Annotated in this window: 16 protein-coding genes; 9 read left to right on the forward strand and 7 right to left on the reverse strand. The window is 71.6% G+C overall.

Going from position 1 to position 16500, the window contains the following annotated elements; translation table 11 throughout:
* Nucleotides 1–60 precede the first annotated feature (60 nt).
* Nucleotides 61–1623 carry a fatty acyl-CoA synthetase gene (locus tag KF708C_RS32190; protein WP_059415818.1) on the forward strand — a complete coding sequence of 521 codons (1563 nt, stop codon included), beginning with the start codon at nucleotides 61–63 and terminating at the stop codon, nucleotides 1621–1623.
* Nucleotides 1624–1654: 31 nt separating this feature from the next.
* On the opposite strand, the gene KF708C_RS32195 is transcribed toward KF708C_RS32190, so the two are convergent.
* Nucleotides 1655–2428, reverse strand: coding sequence for a glycine zipper 2TM domain-containing protein (locus KF708C_RS32195; protein WP_059415820.1), 774 nt, complete (start codon nucleotides 2426–2428; stop codon nucleotides 1655–1657).
* A gap of 159 nt (nucleotides 2429–2587) precedes the next feature.
* Nucleotides 2588–3040 (reverse strand): MarR family winged helix-turn-helix transcriptional regulator, encoded by a 453-nt coding sequence (locus KF708C_RS32200; protein ID WP_020204992.1) that lies wholly within the window; start codon nucleotides 3038–3040, stop codon nucleotides 2588–2590.
* Nucleotides 3041–3264: 224 nt separating this feature from the next.
* On the opposite strand from KF708C_RS32200, the gene KF708C_RS32205 reads away from it, so the two are divergent.
* The gene (locus tag KF708C_RS32205; RefSeq protein WP_059415822.1) at nucleotides 3265–3834 is read left to right on the forward strand and encodes a YggT family protein; all 570 of its coding nucleotides are present in this window, start codon (nucleotides 3265–3267) and stop codon (nucleotides 3832–3834) included.
* A 169-nt stretch (nucleotides 3835–4003) separates the two neighbouring features.
* The gene (locus tag KF708C_RS32210) at nucleotides 4004–4285 is read left to right on the forward strand and encodes a hypothetical protein (protein ID WP_059415827.1); all 282 of its coding nucleotides are present in this window, start codon (nucleotides 4004–4006) and stop codon (nucleotides 4283–4285) included.
* Between the two features lie 159 nt (nucleotides 4286–4444).
* Here KF708C_RS32210 and KF708C_RS32215 read toward each other — a convergent pair whose 3' ends face one another.
* Entirely contained in the window at nucleotides 4445–5365 is a 921-nt protein-coding gene (locus KF708C_RS32215; protein ID WP_020204995.1) for a LysR family transcriptional regulator, read from the reverse strand.
* Nucleotides 5366–5518: 153 nt separating this feature from the next.
* Here KF708C_RS32215 and KF708C_RS32220 point away from each other — a divergent pair, with 153 nt between their 5' ends.
* Nucleotides 5519–6349, forward strand: coding sequence for an IclR family transcriptional regulator (locus tag KF708C_RS32220; protein ID WP_059415829.1), 831 nt, complete (start codon nucleotides 5519–5521; stop codon nucleotides 6347–6349).
* A 60-nt stretch (nucleotides 6350–6409) separates the two neighbouring features.
* On the opposite strand, the gene KF708C_RS32225 is transcribed toward KF708C_RS32220, so the two are convergent.
* The gene (locus tag KF708C_RS32225) at nucleotides 6410–7261 is read right to left on the reverse strand and encodes a phytanoyl-CoA dioxygenase family protein (protein ID WP_059415832.1); all 852 of its coding nucleotides are present in this window, start codon (nucleotides 7259–7261) and stop codon (nucleotides 6410–6412) included.
* A gap of 183 nt (nucleotides 7262–7444) precedes the next feature.
* On the opposite strand from KF708C_RS32225, the gene KF708C_RS32230 reads away from it, so the two are divergent.
* The 5 genes from KF708C_RS32230 (at nucleotide 7445) to KF708C_RS32250 (ending at nucleotide 13656) form a co-directional block, all read left to right on the forward strand.
* Nucleotides 7445–8365 (forward strand): AAA family ATPase, encoded by a 921-nt coding sequence (locus KF708C_RS32230; protein WP_059415835.1) that lies wholly within the window; start codon nucleotides 7445–7447, stop codon nucleotides 8363–8365.
* A gap of 3 nt (nucleotides 8366–8368) precedes the next feature.
* Nucleotides 8369–9427 (forward strand): DUF58 domain-containing protein, encoded by a 1059-nt coding sequence (locus tag KF708C_RS32235; RefSeq protein ID WP_059415837.1) that lies wholly within the window; start codon nucleotides 8369–8371, stop codon nucleotides 9425–9427.
* Between the two features lie 11 nt (nucleotides 9428–9438).
* The gene (locus KF708C_RS32240) at nucleotides 9439–11511 is read left to right on the forward strand and encodes a transglutaminase TgpA family protein (protein ID WP_082080190.1); all 2073 of its coding nucleotides are present in this window, start codon (nucleotides 9439–9441) and stop codon (nucleotides 11509–11511) included.
* A gap of 85 nt (nucleotides 11512–11596) precedes the next feature.
* Nucleotides 11597–12085: a MarR family winged helix-turn-helix transcriptional regulator gene (locus KF708C_RS32245; protein WP_020205001.1), complete on the forward strand. Its 489-nt coding sequence runs from the start codon at nucleotides 11597–11599 to the stop codon at nucleotides 12083–12085.
* The gene (locus KF708C_RS32250; RefSeq protein WP_197090460.1) at nucleotides 12082–13656 is read left to right on the forward strand and encodes an MFS transporter; all 1575 of its coding nucleotides are present in this window, start codon (nucleotides 12082–12084) and stop codon (nucleotides 13654–13656) included. The genes KF708C_RS32245 and KF708C_RS32250 overlap by 4 nt, the downstream gene beginning before the upstream one ends.
* Before the next feature lie 174 nt (nucleotides 13657–13830).
* On the opposite strand, the gene KF708C_RS32255 is transcribed toward KF708C_RS32250, so the two are convergent.
* The 3 genes from KF708C_RS32255 to KF708C_RS32265 all read right to left on the reverse strand — a co-directional run bounded on the left by KF708C_RS32255 (nucleotide 13831) and on the right by KF708C_RS32265 (nucleotide 16381).
* A complete protein-coding gene (locus tag KF708C_RS32255) occupies nucleotides 13831–14151 on the reverse strand; it encodes a hypothetical protein (protein ID WP_020205003.1) in 321 nt (106 codons plus the stop codon).
* Between the two features lie 307 nt (nucleotides 14152–14458).
* Complete coding sequence (locus KF708C_RS32260) at nucleotides 14459–15922, reverse strand: DegQ family serine endoprotease (protein WP_059415842.1); 1464 nt, start codon at nucleotides 15920–15922, stop codon at nucleotides 14459–14461.
* Between the two features lie 153 nt (nucleotides 15923–16075).
* Nucleotides 16076–16381 carry a GIY-YIG nuclease family protein gene (locus KF708C_RS32265; protein ID WP_059415843.1) on the reverse strand — a complete coding sequence of 102 codons (306 nt, stop codon included), beginning with the start codon at nucleotides 16379–16381 and terminating at the stop codon, nucleotides 16076–16078.
* Between the last annotated feature and the right edge of the window lie 119 nt (nucleotides 16382–16500).

Consider the following 16500-nt stretch of genomic DNA (forward strand, 5'->3'; position numbering starts at 1 on the left):
GTCCGTCGCGGCAGCGGCTCAAGACTTGCTGGACCCTGGAAAAACACAACGGAGACCACCATGCAGTCAGAGCAGCAGCGCGTCCTGCGCAACACCATCCCCGATGCCCTCGCCCGCGCGGTGCGGCGCAGTCCGGCCAAGACCGCGCTGCGCTTCGGCGAGCGCAACTGGAGCTATCGCGAGCTGGAGGCGGCCGCGGCCGCCGTGGGCGCCGCGCTGCTGCGCTGGGGCCTGCGCCCGGGCGACCGCGTGGCGGCGTTCGGCAAGAATTCCGACGCCTACGTGCTGCTGTGGCTGGGCTGCCTGCGCGCCGGGCTGGTCCACGTGCCGGTGAATTTCTCGATGACGCGCGGCGAGGTGGAGTACGTCGTCGGCCAGTCCGGCGCCAGCGCGCTGTTTGCCGACCCGTCGCTGGCGCCGCTGGTGGCGGGCCTGCCGTGCCGCGTGCTGGGCAGCCTGCACGGCGGCGGCCCGCGCGACGTGCTGGCCGCCGCCGCGGGCCCGGGCGGCGAGATCCTGGCCACGCTGGACGAGGCCATGCCGGCGCAGATCCTCTACACCTCGGGCACCACCTCGGCGCCCAAGGGCGCGGTGCTCACGCACCGCGCCTTGCTGGCCGAGTACATGAGCGCCATCGCCAGTTGCGACATCCGCGCCGAGGACTATTCGCTGGCGGCGCTGCCGCTCTACCACTCGGCGCAGATGCATGTGTTCCTGATGCCGCTGCTGCTGATGGGCGGCACCTGCCTGCTGGCGCAAAGCCCCGAGCCGGGCTTCTGCCTGCGCACCGTGCGCGAGGCCGGCATCACCAGCTTCTTCGCGCCGCCCACGGTGTGGATCTCGCTGCTGCGGCATGCGGATTTCGATCCGCGCGAGCTCGGCAGCCTGACCAAGGCCTATTACGGCGCGTCGATCATGCCGCTGCCGGTGCTGCAGGAACTGCGCGAGCGCCTGCCGGCACTGCGCCTGTTCAACTGCTACGGGCAGAGCGAGATCGGGCCGCTGGCCACGGTGCTGGGGCCGGAGGAGCACCGCGAACGGCCGGCATCGGCGGGCCGGCCGGTGCTCAACGTGGAGACCCGCATCGTCGACGAGTCCATGCGGGACGCGCGCCCGGGCGAGCTGGGCGAGATCGTGCACCGCTCGCCGCAGTTGCTGACCGGGTACTGGGACAAGCCGGAACAGAGCGCGGAAGCCTTCGGCGGCGGCTGGTTCCACTCGGGCGACCTGGGCTACATGGACGAGGCCGGCTACCTGTACGTGGTCGACCGCATCAAGGACGTGATCAACTCCGGCGGCGTGCTGGTGTCGAGCCGCGAGGTCGAGGAATGCCTGTACCAGCACGAGGCGGTGGCGGAGGTGGCGGTGTTCGCGCTGCCGCATCCGAAGTGGGTGGAGGCGGTGGCGGCCTGCGTGGTGCTCCGGCGCGATGCGCGCGCGCGGCAGGACGATGGCGGCGACGGCGCGCGGGAAGAAGCGCTGCTCGCCCACGCGCGCGCGGCGCTGGCGCCGTTCAAGGTGCCCAAGCGCATCGTGTTCGTCGCCGACCTGCCGCGCAACACGGCGGGCAAGCTGCTCAAGCGCCAGTTGCGCGAGGACTACGCGGGCCTGTTCGGCGCCTGAACCGCCGTCACGCCATCACGCCATCACGCCGTCAGTACGGCATCGCCACGCCGTTCTGCACCTTGACCCGGTCGCCGTTGCGCAGGTTGTACGGCGTCGACTGGGTCAGCGTGAGATAGCCGTTGTCGGTAGTGCGCACGCGGATGCGGTAGGCCGGCGGCGCGGTATTGGCGCGTTTCTCGACTTCGTTGCCGGCCACCGCGCCGGCGACCGCGCCGCCGATGGTGGCCACCGTGTTGCCGCGCCCGCCGCCGACCTGGTGGCCCAGCAGGCCGCCGACCACGCCGCCGATCAGCGCGCCGGCCACGCCGCCATCCGGCGCTTGCCCCTGCACCATCTCGATCGACTCGACCTGGCCATAGCGCACGCCGTAGGCATCATAGCCGCCCGCGGCGGGCGCGGCCTGCTGGTAGCCGGCCTGCGGATACGGCGGCTGCGCATAACCCGGCTGCGGCTGCGGGTAGCCGCCCTGCTGGGGATAGCCTTGCTGCGGGTAGCCCTGCTGCACGTAGCCTTGCTGCGGCTCGCCGTCCTGCGCCCAGGCCGGCTGCGGGTAGCCGTCCTGGGAATAACCGGACTGCGGATAGGACGCCTGCGGAACCCCCTGCTGCGGGTAGGCGGCGGGATAGCCGGACGAATAGCCGGCAGGATAGGCCGCGCCGGCCGGCGCGCCGCCGGCGCCGTAGCCGCCGTACCCTCCCGCGCCATATCCTCCGTAGGGCGCGGTCACGCAGCCGGCCAGGGCGCCCGCGGCGAGCAGACCCAGCGCGGCGGCACGGAGAACGGAAGAGAAGGGAAAGGACATCGGCTGGCTCCTGCGCTGAAACGCGTGTTGTGGTGCGCGCGATTCTGGGGCCGGCCGGGCGCCGCGGGTGTCACCGGGATCTGTGATTGGTAACTGCCTGTAACGCCGCGCGCGGGCCGCGGCGCGCGGAGGGATTCCGGCGGCGATGCAGGCGGGGATTCAGGCGCGCTCGGCGCCGTCGTCGTTGAACGCGGTCAGGCGCGCCACGCGGAAGGTGCCGCGCAGCGATTCGAGCTCGCTCCGGTGCAGCATCGCCAGCCGGTTCAGGAAGCGCTCGCCCTTGGCCAGCAGATGGACCTCCACGATGCGGCGGTCGTCCGCGTTGGCCTTGCGCTTGACCAGGCCGGCCGCCTCGCAGCGGTTGACCAGCGCCACCACGCCGTGCTGCTTGGCCTGCAGGCGCTCGGCCAGTTCGCCGATCGAGGCCCAGTCCTTGCCGGCGCAGCCGCGGATATGCAGCATCAGCAGATATTGCTGCACGGTCAGGCCTTCGTTGTGGGCGGCGTCCTCGGAGAACCGCAGGAAACGGCGCAACTGGTAGCGGAAATCGGAAAGCGCCTCGAAATCCTGCTTGGCGAGCGGGGCTTTGGCGGCGGCTGGCTGACGGGTCATTGGCGGGTCAGCGGCATGGCGCTGTGGTCTGGTCCGGCGCCCATTATAGGGGCTGCCTTCCGGCCCGCCGTGCCGGGCGCCCCGGCGCGCGGCACGGCGCGGAAGCGTGCGGCGGCATGCGGCAACCCGCATTTCGACCCGGCCCCGTGCGGGTATGGCAGAATCTGTGCGTCCGCAGACACTCCCGACTGCCAACGTCATTCATTGCCACGGAACCGAAACCGATGTTCACGGAAATCGCCCTCTTCCTGCTCGATACCGTCTTCACCTTGTTCGGCATGGCGCTGTTGCTGCGCGTCTGGATGCAGTGGACCCGGCTGCCGACCCGCAACCCGGTCTCGCAAGGCGTGTTCCAGGTCACCGACTGGCTGGTGCGGCCGCTGCGCCGGATCATCCCCGGGCTGGGCGGCATCGACTGGGCCACGCTGGTCGGCGCCTGGCTGACCGCGATCGTGTTCCTGCTGCTGGTGATCCTGCTGTCCGGCGCGGACCCGTCCGCCTTGCTGCCGCTGCTGCTGCTGATCGCGCTGCTCAACGTGCTCAAGTGGGGCGTCAGCATGGTGATGTGGGTCACGCTGCTGATGGCGATCCTGTCGTGGGTCAATCCGCAGTCGCCGGTCACGCCCGCCATCAACCACCTGACCGATCCACTGCTGCGCCCGATCCGCCGCGTGGTGCCGCGCCTGGGCGGCTTCGACATTTCGCCGCTGGCGCTGTTCGTGATCGCGCAGATCCTGCTGATGGTCATCGCCCGGCTCGGCGCGGGCTTGTTCGGCGCGCGCTTCGGGCTGTAGCCGACAGCGGGGGCGGCGCCTCCGCCATCTCCGTTGCCGCGCTATTGTCCACGCTGGCGAACAGTGTTTCGATGATTGGTACTTTTTCCTGGGCGGCAGGCCGCCTACATTACGGGCAACGTGGAAGAAACCACGAAGCACCACGACAAAGCCCAGGAAGAAAGCTCCAATGAAAACAACTCTCGCACAACCCCGTACCCTCGCCACCACCCTGCTCTGCGCCATCGGCCTGTCGCTGGCCGCCGCCTCCGCGCACGCCAGCACGCCGGTCTCCGACCTGTCCCGCCTGGACGGCAGCATCGGCCGCAAGGTCGACTCCTTCACCGATGGCGCCCGCTCGGGCCCGCGCGACCCGTTCACCGATGGCGCCCGCACCGCCCCGCGCGATGCCTTCACCGACGGCGCGCGCGGCGTGAACGAGCCGCGCGGCAGCTTCAGCGACGGCGCCTGAGCGCCGCGCCACCGAATCTCCGGGACGGAGGAGACAACGGCACCACGGAAAGACCGGCCTGCCAGCCGGCTCGCGACATGCCCCCCGCAGCCGCGCCAGCCCTCACGGGCCGGGCGCGGCTGTGTCGTTTCGGGCGTGGCTTTCCGGTGGATGCCGCGCTCAGGCTTCCTCGCGCTGCGGCTCGGCCAGGTCGGTCGCCATCATGGCTTCGACCGCTTCCATGAACACGCGCACCTTGCGCGGCTGCAGCCGGCGGTCGGGCAGCAGCGCGAAGACCCGCAGCGGCGGCGGCGGGCAGTCCGGCATCACCTGCACCAGCCGGCCCTGCGCCACCTCGGCTTCGCAGTAGGCGCGCGACAGCCGCGCGATGCCCAGCCCGGCCAGCGCGCCCTGCAGCCGCAGTTCCGCGTTGGAGGTCTGCATGCGCGGGCGGATCGGCACCGACACGCGCTCCTCGCCGCGCATGAATTCCCAGATGCCGTCGCCGGTGGTGGTCAGCGTGGGCAGGTTGGCAAGATCCTCCGGCTGCAGCTGCGGCGGCAGCGCGGCGGCCAGGGCCGGCGCCGCGAACAGGCCACGCTCGACATGGTAGATGCGCCGCGCCACGGTGCCGGAGTCCGGCAGGTCGTTCTCGACCGCGACGAAGGCCACGTCGAAGCCGTCGCGGATCGGGTCGACCATGCCCTGGCTGATCTCCACCTTCACGTCGAGCGCCGGATGCGCCGCAAGTGTCCGGCAAATCACGCCGCCCAGCTGCTGGGCGCCGAACTCGTACGGCGAAGCGATGCGCAGCACGCCCTGCACGCGCTCCTCGCGCGCCAGGGTTTCCTGGCGGATCTCCCGCAGCCGCGCGAACAGCGGCGCCACGTCGCGGTATACCGCGCTGCCGGCGTCGGTCAGGCGCATGCGCCGGGTGGTACGCTGGAGCAGCTTGGCGCCGATGGCGGACTCCAGCCGCGCCACCGCCGCCGAGACGCGGGACTTGGGGCAGTCGAGCTGCTCGGCCGCCGCCGTGAAGGTGCCCTGCTCCACCACGCAGCAGAAGGCTTCCCAATCGTTCCACTGGATTGTCTCGTTCACCAGGCCAGATTTCCTTTGCAAGCTATGTTTCCCAAACGCGCGCCATTATGCGGCACGCGCGCCGGCGGCGCCGCGCGGCACTGGCGCGCGGCGCGCATTTCCTCTACCCTTTCGGCCTTTCCGTGCATATTCGGCGTCCGGCCGAACTGATCGATGGCCAGCCCAGCCGCTCCAGACCATCCCGCCAACCCTGCCGCCGGCGCCGCGCCGGCCCAGGAGAAGCCGAGCGACAGCTATGTGCAGTCCTTCGCACGCGGGCTTTCCGTCATCCGCGCCTTCGACACGCAGCACCCGGCCCAGACCCTGAGCGAGATCGCGCAGGCCAGCGGCCTCACGCGCGCGGGCGCGCGCCGCATCCTGCTGACGCTGGTGGGGCTGGGCTACGTGCGCGCCGACGGGCGCCTGTTCCGCCTGACGCCCAAGATCCTCGACCTCGGCTTTGCCTACCTGACCTCGATGCCGTTCTGGAACCTGGCCGAGCCGATCATGGAGGCGCTTTCGCAGGAAGTGCACGAAAGCTGCTCGATCTCCGTGCTGGACGGCACCGAGATCGTCTACGTGCTGCGGGTGCCGGCGCGCAAGATCATGACCATCAACCTGTCCATCGGCAGCCGCCTGCCGGCCTATTGCTCGTCGATGGGACGGGTGCTGCTGGCCGGCCTGCCCGACGCGGAGCTGGATCGCGTGCTGGGCGCCAGCGACCTGCGCGCGCGCACCGACCGCACCATCACCGACCCGGCGGCGCTCAAGGACATCGTGGCCGGCATCCGCGCGCGCGGCTGGGCGCTGAACGACCAGGAACTGGAGGAAGGGCTGGTTTCGCTGGCCGCGCCGATCCGCAACCGCGCCGGGCAGGTCATCGCCGCCATCAACATCAGCGGCCAGGCCAACCGCACCAGCGCCGACGAGATGGCCTCCAATTTCCTGCCGCCGCTGCTGGCGGCGTCCGAGAAAATCTCGAACCTGGTCAGCCTGCGCACCTGATGGTGGCGGGCCACGCCTGCCGCACCTGCCGCACCTGCCGCACCTGCCGCACCCGCCGCGCTAGCGCGCGGCGGCAGCGGGCGCGGACAGCGCCACGGTGCCGAACTCGGCCGAGCGCGTGCCCGGCAGCGGATGGTTGCCGGCGCCGAAATACGCGAAGGCCGCCGACAGCTTGACCGCGTCGGAGACGTTCTGCCCGGCGGCGTGGAACAGCCGGCTGTCGAAGAACAATACGTCGCCGCGCTCCAGCACCAGCGGCCGCACGCCGCGCAGCAGCACCTGGCTGGCCGGGTGCGACTCGACCAGGAATTCCGCCGCGTCGAGCTGGCCCGGTTCCAGCGCCACCGTGTGCGAGCCGGGAATCACGCGCAGCACGCCATTGCTGTCGTCCTCGCGGCCCAGCGCCAGCCACACCGTCACCAGTTCCGGGCGCGCGAACGACCAGTAGCGCGTGTCGCGGTGCCAGCCGGTCTGGCTGCCGAAGCGCGGGTGCTTGGTCATCACGCAGTTGTGGTGCGCCAGCGTCAGGCAGGCCGGCTCGCCCAGCAGCGTCGACACCACCCGCGCCACGGCGGGATCGGTGGCCCACTGGCGGAACGCCTCGTCGCGCCCGTAGGCCTGGCGCAGGCGCCGCACCGTGCCGCCGCCGTCCGCATCGCGGCTGGCGGGCGCGCCCGGATAACCGAGCTCGGCTTCGTATTCCACCGGCGGCACCGCGGCGGCAAGCTGCCGGCGCGCGACCTGCTCGATGCGGTCGCACACGGCGGGCGGCGCGAAGCCGCGCAGCACGATATAGCCGTCGGCATGGAAAGTACGGTTCAGCGCGTCCAGTTCAGCGGCGGCGGGAACGATGGCGGAGGCCGGGGCGGCCGCGCTGGCGGCGCCCGGAGATGCGGCGAGGGGGGAGTTCATTGCAGCGGATGTGGGGGTTGGCAGGGTCCGACAGCTTCGATAATGCCAGAAGCCGCGCAATCCGGCGTGATCTGGCACAACACGGGTGCGCCGCGCGGCGCCCTGCGTGCGCAAACAGACTGTTGCCCGGTGCGCGCGCGCCGCTACAATGGCCGGGTCCCCGATCCGACCCGCAGGCTTCCAGTGACCGCTCGTCCCCGCATCGTCGCCTCGCTCTCCCAGGCGGAAGCCCAGCTCGGCCGCATCGTCCTGGGCAAGCCCCGGCAGGTCCGGCTGGCGCTGGCCTGCATGCTCGCGGGCGGGCACCTGCTGCTCGAGGACCTGCCCGGCGTGGGCAAGACCACGCTGGCGCACGCGCTGGCGCGCACGCTCGGCCTGCAGTTCCAGCGCGTGCAGTTCACCAGCGACCTGCTGCCGGCGGACCTGATCGGCGTGTCCGTCTACGTGCGCGAGAGCGCCGAGTTCCGCTTCCACCGCGGCCCGGTGTTCGCGCAGGTGGTGCTGGCCGACGAGATCAACCGCGCCACGCCCAAGACGCAGAGCGCGCTGCTGGAGGCGATGGCCGAAGGGCAGGTGACGCACGACGGCGTCACGCACGCGCTGCCGTCGCCGTTCTTCGTCATCGCCACGCAGAATCCGCTCGACCAGATCGGCACCCACGCGCTGCCTGAATCCCAGCTCGACCGCTTCACCATGCGGCTGTCGCTGGGCTACCCCGATCCCGCCTTCGAGCGCGTGCTGTACCTCGGCGGCGGCGCGCCCGCCGACACCGGCCCGGTGATGGACGCCGACCAGGTGGTGGCGCTGCAGCAGGCCGCGGCGCAGGTCTATGCGGGGCCGGCGCTGGTGGACTACGCGCTGGCGCTGGTGCAGGCTACCCGCGCGCATGCCGGCTTCGCCGCCGGGCTGTCGCCGCGCGCGGGGCTGGCGCTGCTGGCCTGCGCGCGCGCGTGGGCGCTGCTCCACCAGCGCGACATGGTGCTGCCGGAAGACGTGCAGGCGGTCTTCGAGCCGGTGGCGGGACACCGCCTGCTGCCCGCCGGCGGCGCCGGCGCCGGGCAGGACACGCTCGCCCGCCTGCTGGCCGAAGTCGCCGTTCCCTGAGCGATGCCGCACAGCCGGCCGTTCCCGCCGCAAGCCGCGCCTGCGGGCGCGCCGCCGCCGCGCGGCAGGCGCCGGCCGTGGGGCGCGCCGCCGTGGCTGCAGCGCCGGCGCCCGCCGCGGCAGGGCGTGGTGACGCTGGACCGCCGGCATCTCTACATCCTGCCCAGCCGCACCGGCTTCGGCTTTGCCTTGCTGCTGGTGGCCATGCTGCTGACTTCGCTGAACTACAACATCAGCCTCGGCTTCGCCCTCACCTTCCTGCTGGGCGGCATCGGCATGGCATGCATGTGGCAGGCCTACCGCAACCTGCTCGACGTCACCGTGGCCGGCGCGAGCGCCGCGCCGGTGTTCGCCGGCGAGGCGGCGGCCTTCGGCCTGCGCGTGGCTGGCGTGGCCGGCGCGCGCGCGCCGGTGCGCATCGGCATCGAAGCCAGCCTGCCGGCGCAGGCCGGCGCGCAGCCGGCCAGCCTGAGCCTGGCGCGCGGTGCAGCCGGCGTGCTGACGCTGCGGCTGCCCGCGGCGCGGCGCGGCTGGCTGGCGCTGCCGCGCGTGACGCTCTCCAGCCGCTTTCCGTTCAACCTGTTCCGGGTATGGAGCCATGCCGACCTGCCGCTGGCCGCGCTGGTCTACCCGCGGCCCGAGGCCGGCGCGCCGCCGCTGCCGTTCGCCACGCAGCCGGACGAGGACGGCGCGGCATCGCTGCCGTCGGATGACGGCACCGACCAGTTGCGGCGCTACCGCAGCGGCGACCCGCTGCACCGCATCGCCTGGAAGCACAGCGCGCGCACCGGCCGCTGGCTGAGCCGCACCGGGCAGTCGGGCAGCCAGCCGTCGTGCTGGCTCGAATGGCAGTCGCTGCCGCCCTCGCTCGGCAACGAGGCGCGGCTGTCGCGCCTGTGCGCGTGGGTGCTGGCCGCGGGCGACGCGGTGGAAATCGGCCTGCGGCTGCCCGGTGTGGAGATCGCGCCCGGCCGCGGCGGCGCGCATCGCCGCGCCTGCCTGGAAGCGCTCGCGCTGTGGCCGGCCCGGCCCGGGCAGGCCGCGCCGGAACACGCCGCGTGAAGGCGCGCCGCATGAAACCCGCGCCCCGCCCGCTCGCCCATCAGGAACACGGCCTGCTGCTGGGCCAGCTGGCGCTGGTGCTGGCGCCGCAGGCGCGCAGCCTGCCGGTTGCCGTCAGCGTCCTGCTGGTGCTGCTGATGGGCTGGCGCTGGCTGCTGTGGCGCCAGCGCGCGCCGCTGCCGTCGCGCCTGACGCTCGGGCTGGTGGCCGGGCTGGTGCTGCTGGTGGCCGCCGCGCTGGTGTGGCAGGCCGGCGGCAACATCGGGCGCGATCTCTCGGTGGCGCTGCTCGGCGCCTTCGTCGTGCTCAAGCTGCTGGAGTGCCGCGTGCTGGCCGATGCCACGCTGGTGACGCAGTTGTGCTTCTACCTCCTGCTGAGCCTCTATCTGTTCGACCAGCCGTTCTGGCTGGCGCTGTACAGCCTCGCCATCGCGGCCTGGCTGCTGCGCAACTGGCTGTTCCTGGGCCACCCGGAGGCGCGCGGCTACCTCGCGGTGTGGCCGCTGCTCGGGCGGCTGGCGCTGGCCGGGCTGCCGTGGGCGCTGCTGCTGTTCGTGCTGTTCCCGCGCCTGGACCGCCCGCTGTGGCGGCTGCCGCAGGCCGAGCCGGTGGCCGCCACCGGCCTGAGCGACACCATGAGCCCCGGCAGCGTGAGCGAGCTAACGCAATCGCCCGAAGTGGCGCTGCGCGCCGACGTGGAAGGCGGGCAACTGCCGCCCGGCGCCCTGTACTGGCGCGCGCTGGTGCTGTGGCAGTTCGACGGGCAGACCTGGCGCGCGGCGCCCGGGCGCCAGCGCCGCGGCCGGCCCGCGCCGGCACTGCCGGCGGAGGCAACGACAAGCGCGGCGGCGAACGCCGCGCCCGCCGGCGCGATCGACTACAACATCACGCTCGAGCCCAACCAGCATCCGTGGCTGTTCCTGCTCGACCGGGGCCAGGCCATCTCCGCCCCGGCCGGCGTGCGGATCAATGCCGACGGCGAGTTCTTCATGCGCGACCTCATCGACCGGCGCCTGCGCTATCGCGCCCGCTCGGCGCCGGCCGCGGCGGAGCCGCTCGATGCGCAGACCCGGCTGCTGGCCTTGTCGCTGCCGCCCGGCAACCCGCGCAGCCGCGCGCTGGCCGCCGACTGGGAACAGCGCTACGCGGACCCGGCGCAGCGCGCGCAGGCCGCGCTGCGGCTTTTCGCCGCGGCGCCGTTTGCCTACACGCTGTCGCCAGCGCCGCTCGGCCAGGAGCAGGTGGATGGCTTCCTGTTCGACACCCGGCGCGGCTTCTGCGAGCACTACGCCAGCAGCTTCGTCTTCCTGATGCGCGCGGCGGGCGTGCCGGCGCGCGTGGTCACGGGCTACCAGGGCGGCGAGTACAACCCGATCGGCGGCAACTACATCGTGCGCCAGGCCGACGCCCACGCATGGGCGGAAATCTGGCTGGACGGCCGCGGCTGGGTGCGCGTCGATCCCACCAGCGCGGTGGCGCCGAGCCGCGTGGAACGCGGCCTCGACGCCGCGCTGGACGCCGGCGAGGCCGCCGCGCGCGAGCCGGGCTGGCTGCGCGAGCTGCGCTGGGGCATGGACGGCATGGTCTACACCTGGCAGCGCTGGGTGCTGCAATACGACCGCGGCCAGCAGGCCCGGCTGATGCGGCAGCTCGGCATCGGCGACAACCTGCCGCAGGCGTTGCTGGGCGGGCTGGCCGCGCTCAGCCTGCTGGGGCTGGTGCCGCTGGTGCCGCTGCTGCGCCGGCGCCGCGAGGCCGATCCGGTGCAGGCGCTGTACGCGCGCTTCTGCCACGAGCTGGCGCGGCACGGCTGCGTGCGCGAACCCGCCGAGGGCCCGCAGGATTTCGCCGCGCGCGCCGCGCTGGCCTGGCCGGAGGGCGCCGCCGCGGTGCTCGACTTCAACCGGCGCTACATGAAGCTGCGCTACGGACCGCCGGAGCCGGCGGCGCGGGCCGCGGAGCTGGCGGCGCTGCGCGAGGCCCTGCGGCGGCTGCCGCGCCGCCCGGCCGGCGGCGGTCCCGCCACCGCGCCCGGCATGCCCCGCACGCCCAGTATTCCCGACATGCCCGACATGCCGCGGTAAATGGTTTCAGGTGATATGATTACGACTGAAATCAAATAGCCGGCACGGCATCCCGTTGCGCCGGCGTCACCTCGAGCCTTGCGCCATGTCGTTCGAAGACCGCATTGACCGTTTCTGCGCCAGCCACCCCGAGGCGCCACGCGACCTGATCCTGGCTTCGCGGCTGCTGCTGCGCACCGCGCGCCTGCTGCGCACCCATATCGACCGCGCGCTCGCGCCGTTCGAGCTGGACCTCCAGCAATACCTGGCGATCAGCATGCTCGCCACCGACGAGGCGCAGCCGACGCTGCCGTCCGAGCTCGGCCTCACGCTCGACGCCACCCGCACCCAGATGACGCGCCTGATGGACGGGCTCGAAGCGCGCGGGCTGGTGCGGCGCAACGCCTCGGCGCAGGACCGCCGCGCCACCGAGCTGGTGCTCACCGCCGCCGGCCATCGCCTGCTCGAGCGCGCGGCGCCGGCGGTGCACGCGGCCTACGCCGAAGCCTGGCAGCCGCTCGGGGACAGCGGCCTGGGCACCGCCACGCGCGCCCTGAACCGGCTGCACAAGAACCTGCTCGCGCTGGAGCCATGAGAACGGCTTCCGCGTTGCGGCCACTGCGCCTGGGGCTGCGCTGGCTGCGCCTGCTCAGCCACCGCCAGCGGCAGACGCTGCTGATGCTGCTGCTCGCGCTGGCCACCTCGGTCGAGTTCCTCGAGAACATCATGTTCGTGTTCGCGTCGAGCCACATCGTGGGCGGCGTGGACGCGGACCCGCGCAGCTTCGCGCTGGTCCAGGCCGCCTACGCCGTGGGCAGCATGCTGATGATCCTCAAGCAGCAATGGCTGGCGCAGCGCTTCGGCTACCGCTACTACCTGACCGGCGCGCTGATGATCTTCATGGCGGGCACGCTGGCGGCGGCCACCAGCCATTCGCTGCCGCAGCTGGTGGGCGCGCGCTTCGTGCAGGGCGTGGGCGGCGGCGCGCTGTTTACCAGCTGCCGCATCCTCGTCAACGTGATGTTCGCCCCGGCCGACCGGCCCCGCGCGGCGCGCATCTTCATGCTGGGCATCTTCTCGGCCTCGGCGCTGGCGCCGGCGCTGGCCGCCGAGCTGATCGAGCGCGGCGTGTGGCAGGACGTGTTCTACGGCGCGCTGCCGTTCGCGGCGCTGGCAACGCTGGGCGCATGGCTGCTGCTGCCCGACGCGGAGCCGCGCGACGACGACGCCGGCCCCGCGCTCGGGCCGCTGCTGCTGTTCGGCGCGGCCGTGGTGGCCTTGCAGGCGGCGCTGACCGAGGCCCGCTTCGACATCTTCTCGCACCCGCTGCGGCTGGCGGCGATCTGCGCCGTGGGCCTGGGCCTGCTCGGGTCGTTCCTGTGGCAGCAGTGGCACCACAACGCGCCCGTGCTGCGCGTGCGCGCGCTGGGCGATCCGGTCTACCTGACCGGGCTGGGAATGTACTTCGCCTATTACCTGATCAGCAACCTCAGCGGCTACGTGTTCCCGATCTATGCCGAGCAGGCGCTCGGCATGCCGCTGGCGCGCACCGGCTGGCTCAACAGCTTCGCCGCGCTGGTGAGCCTGGCCGGCATCGCGGTCTACCTGCGCGTGGCGCCGAAGCTGCCGCACAAGAAGCCGCTGATGGTGAGCGGGCTGCTGCTGATGGCCGGCGCGGCATGGTGGTTCTCGTCGATGCCGCCGGACGCCGGCCCGCAGGCGCTGACGCCGGGGCTGATCGGCAAGGGCCTGTTCGGCGTGCTGGTCATCATCCCGGTCGCGGGCCTGACGTTCCGCTCGCTGGCCGCGGAAGACTTCGCGCACGGCTATCGCAGCAAGAACCTGCTGCGCCAGATCGCCGCCTCGTTTGCCTCGGCGCTCGGCGCGGTGCTGCTGCAGAACCGGCAGTTCGCCGTGCACACCAGCCTGACCGGCGCGCTCGGCCAGCACACCGCGCAGACCCAGCTATGGATGGACTCGGCACAGGCTGGCTGGAGCGCGCGCGGATTCGACCCGGGCCATGCGCATCAGGCCGCGCTCGCGCAACTGGCCGGGATGGTCGACACCCAGGCCAGGCTGATCGCCTGCGAGGACCTGTACCGGCTGATCGCGGCGCTGGCGCTGGTCGCCGCGGTGTTCATGCTGGCGCAGCGCCGGCTCGACTGAGCACAGGCTGGCGGGACACTGGAAACGGATGCCGCGAAGGTAGCGGGAGGGGCGCAACCGCTGGGCGGCGGAACGCGGGGACTGCCGGGACCGGGCGGATCGCGCCGGCTGGAACGTGCTCGATGCGGACGACGCATCAGCCGGCCGGGCGGCCGGCAACAACGGATCTCGTGCTCAGAACAAGGCCAGCTGGCGCATGCCGAAGCCGATGGTTTCTTCCACGCGCATGCGCGCATGGGCGAGCGAGCCTTCCGCGCCGGAGTAGTTGCCGGCGGCCCAGTGGTAGACCACCGGAAGCTCGCCGCGGTCGGACAGGCGCACCTCGCCCAGCTTCTCGCCGCGCTCGTTGCGGTAGAAGTGCGAACGGTAGCCACGCTCCCAGTGCGGGGCGGCTTCCGCTTTCTTGCGGCGTCGTGGCGAGGGCGTCGATTGCGGCAGGCGCCGCGCTCTTTCGGTACCCGTGGTCGCGGACGCGCGGGTGAAATCCAACTGCATAGACTTCCTTGTATTCGAGTCTGCAGGACGAATTCGCAACAAGGGTCCGGAGACCGTCGCGGCGTGCCCTGCGTCGCAGTCGAGATAATACCTGTTACCGCGCGTTCTGACAGCCCCATATGCACCGGAATTCGGCTTCCAGCAAGGCTTGGCGGGTCGGACGTATACTTGGCGTATACGTCCGCGTATACGTATACGCCAGGTATACGGGGCATTAACGCGGACGCGTTTACCACGCCGCGCGCATTATCGGCGGCGCGCCCGGCGCCGCATTTTCGGCAGTGCCGGGCGCGCGCCTGCGCGCTGCTCAACCGAGGTCGAGCGGGATGAAGATGCGGGCGTCGTCGCGCTGCACCAGCAGCGCCACCTGCTTGCCGGCCTTCGACACCAGCGCGCGCAACTGGTCGGCCGAGCTGATCGGCGTGCCGTTGATCGACAGGATCACGTCGCCGGGCTGGATGCCGACCTTGGCCGCGGGGCCGGCCACGTCCTCGACCACCAGGCCGCCGTCGATGCCGCTGTCGCGCTTCTCGGTCGGGCTCAGCGGACGCACCGCCAGCCCGAGCTTGCCACCGGCATCGTTAGCCGGACTCTTGTCGGCCACGGCCGTATCCTTGGTCGTGCCGATCTTGACGGTCAGCGTCACCGGGTCGCCCTTGCGGATGACCTTGAGCGAGGTCTGCGTGCCGGGCGCGAGGTCGGCCACGCGCTCGGGCAGGTCGCCGGAATGGTCGATCACGTCGTTGCCGAGCTGCACGATCACGTCGCCGGGCTTCACGCCGGCCTTGGCGGCCGGGCTGTCCGGCTCCACCGAGTTGACCAGCGCGCCGCTGGGCTTGGGCAGGCCGAACGATTGCGCCAGTGCCTGGTTTACCTCCTGCACGCCGATGCCCAGGCGGCCGCGCGTGACCTTGCCGTGCGCGACCAGCTGCGTCTCCACCTTGGTGGCGACGTCGATCGGGATCGCGAACGAGAGGCCCTGGTAGCCGCCGGTCTGGCTGTAGATCTGCGAGTTGATGCCGATCACTTCGCCGCGCTGGTTGAACAGCGGGCCGCCCGAGTTGCCGGGATTGACGGCCACGTCGGTCTGGATGAAGGGCACGTAGGTGTCGTCGGGCAGCGAGCGCGACTTGGCGCTGACGATGCCGGCGGTCACGGTGTTCTCGAAGCCGTAGGGCGAACCGATGGCCAGCACCGGCTCGCCGACGCGCACGCGCGCGGGGTCGCCCAGGCGCACCGTCGGCAGGTTCTTGGCATCGATGCGGATCACCGCCACGTCCGACTGCGCGTCCACGCCGAGCACCTTGGCCTTGAATTCGCGGCGGTCGGTCAGCTTCACGGTCACTTCCTGCGCGCCGTCGACCACGTGGGCGTTGGTCAGGATCAGGCCGTCCGGACTGACGATGAAACCCGAGCCGAGGCCGCGCACCAGTTGCTGCTGGCCGCTCTGCGGACCCTGGAACTGCGGGCCGAAGCGCTTGAAGAACTGGAACAGCGGATCGTCCGGGTCCATGCCCGGCGGCACCTGCGCCGAGGTGCGCTGGGCGCGCGAGGTCACGCTGATATTGACCACGGCCGGGCCGTACTGGTCGACGATGGCGGAGAAGTCGGTCGGGGTGGCGACGGCCACCGGCTGCGACGGTGCCGTGACCGGGCTCTGCGCGGCGTATCCCGGCGTGATGACTTCTTTCTGCAGATAGGCATAGCCCCCGGCAAGCGCGGCCAAGGCGGCAATACCAATGGCGGAGCGGGCAACTGTCTGACGGATCATGGCGTCTTCCTTTACTGGTTTTACCTTGAGCGTCCGAACGATCGGGGACGCGACAGGATCCATGCTAAGGGGCGATCCTTAAATCAGACTTAAGGAAAGGAAGAGCGCGAGAATTTAACGGGAGCGGATTCGGGAATCCCGCCGCCGGGATGGTCAGGCAGCCGGCTGCAACCGGACGTCAGCGGGATATGTCGACAACATCGCGCATAGATCACGCTTCTGTGCCGAATTCAGCCGCTTCGCGGCGGCTTCGGCCTTCGAGGCCTCGGAGCGGTTCTCGAATTCCTTCCAGCCGAGCACCCGGATCGGCTTGTGCGAACGGGTGTATTTTGCGCCCGTACCGGCCTGATGCTGGGCGAAGCGACGCTCCACATCGGTCGTGATGCCGGTGTAGATCTTGTTGCCCTCGCATTCGAGCAGGTAGAGAAACCACGGGGCGCTGCTGCCGTCGGCTGGCATCCGGAATATATCGAGATGGAAACGCGGCAATTATGCAGGCTGGGGCGGCGGCTGCAAAGCCATTGCGCATTTTCCGCCGCGGCTGTCCGAGCGGCCCGAAGCGCTGTCCAGCGATGGGC

It is taken from the genome of Cupriavidus basilensis (genome assembly GCF_000876015.1).
GTDB classification, from domain to species: Bacteria; Pseudomonadota; Gammaproteobacteria; order Burkholderiales; family Burkholderiaceae; genus Cupriavidus; species Cupriavidus basilensis_B.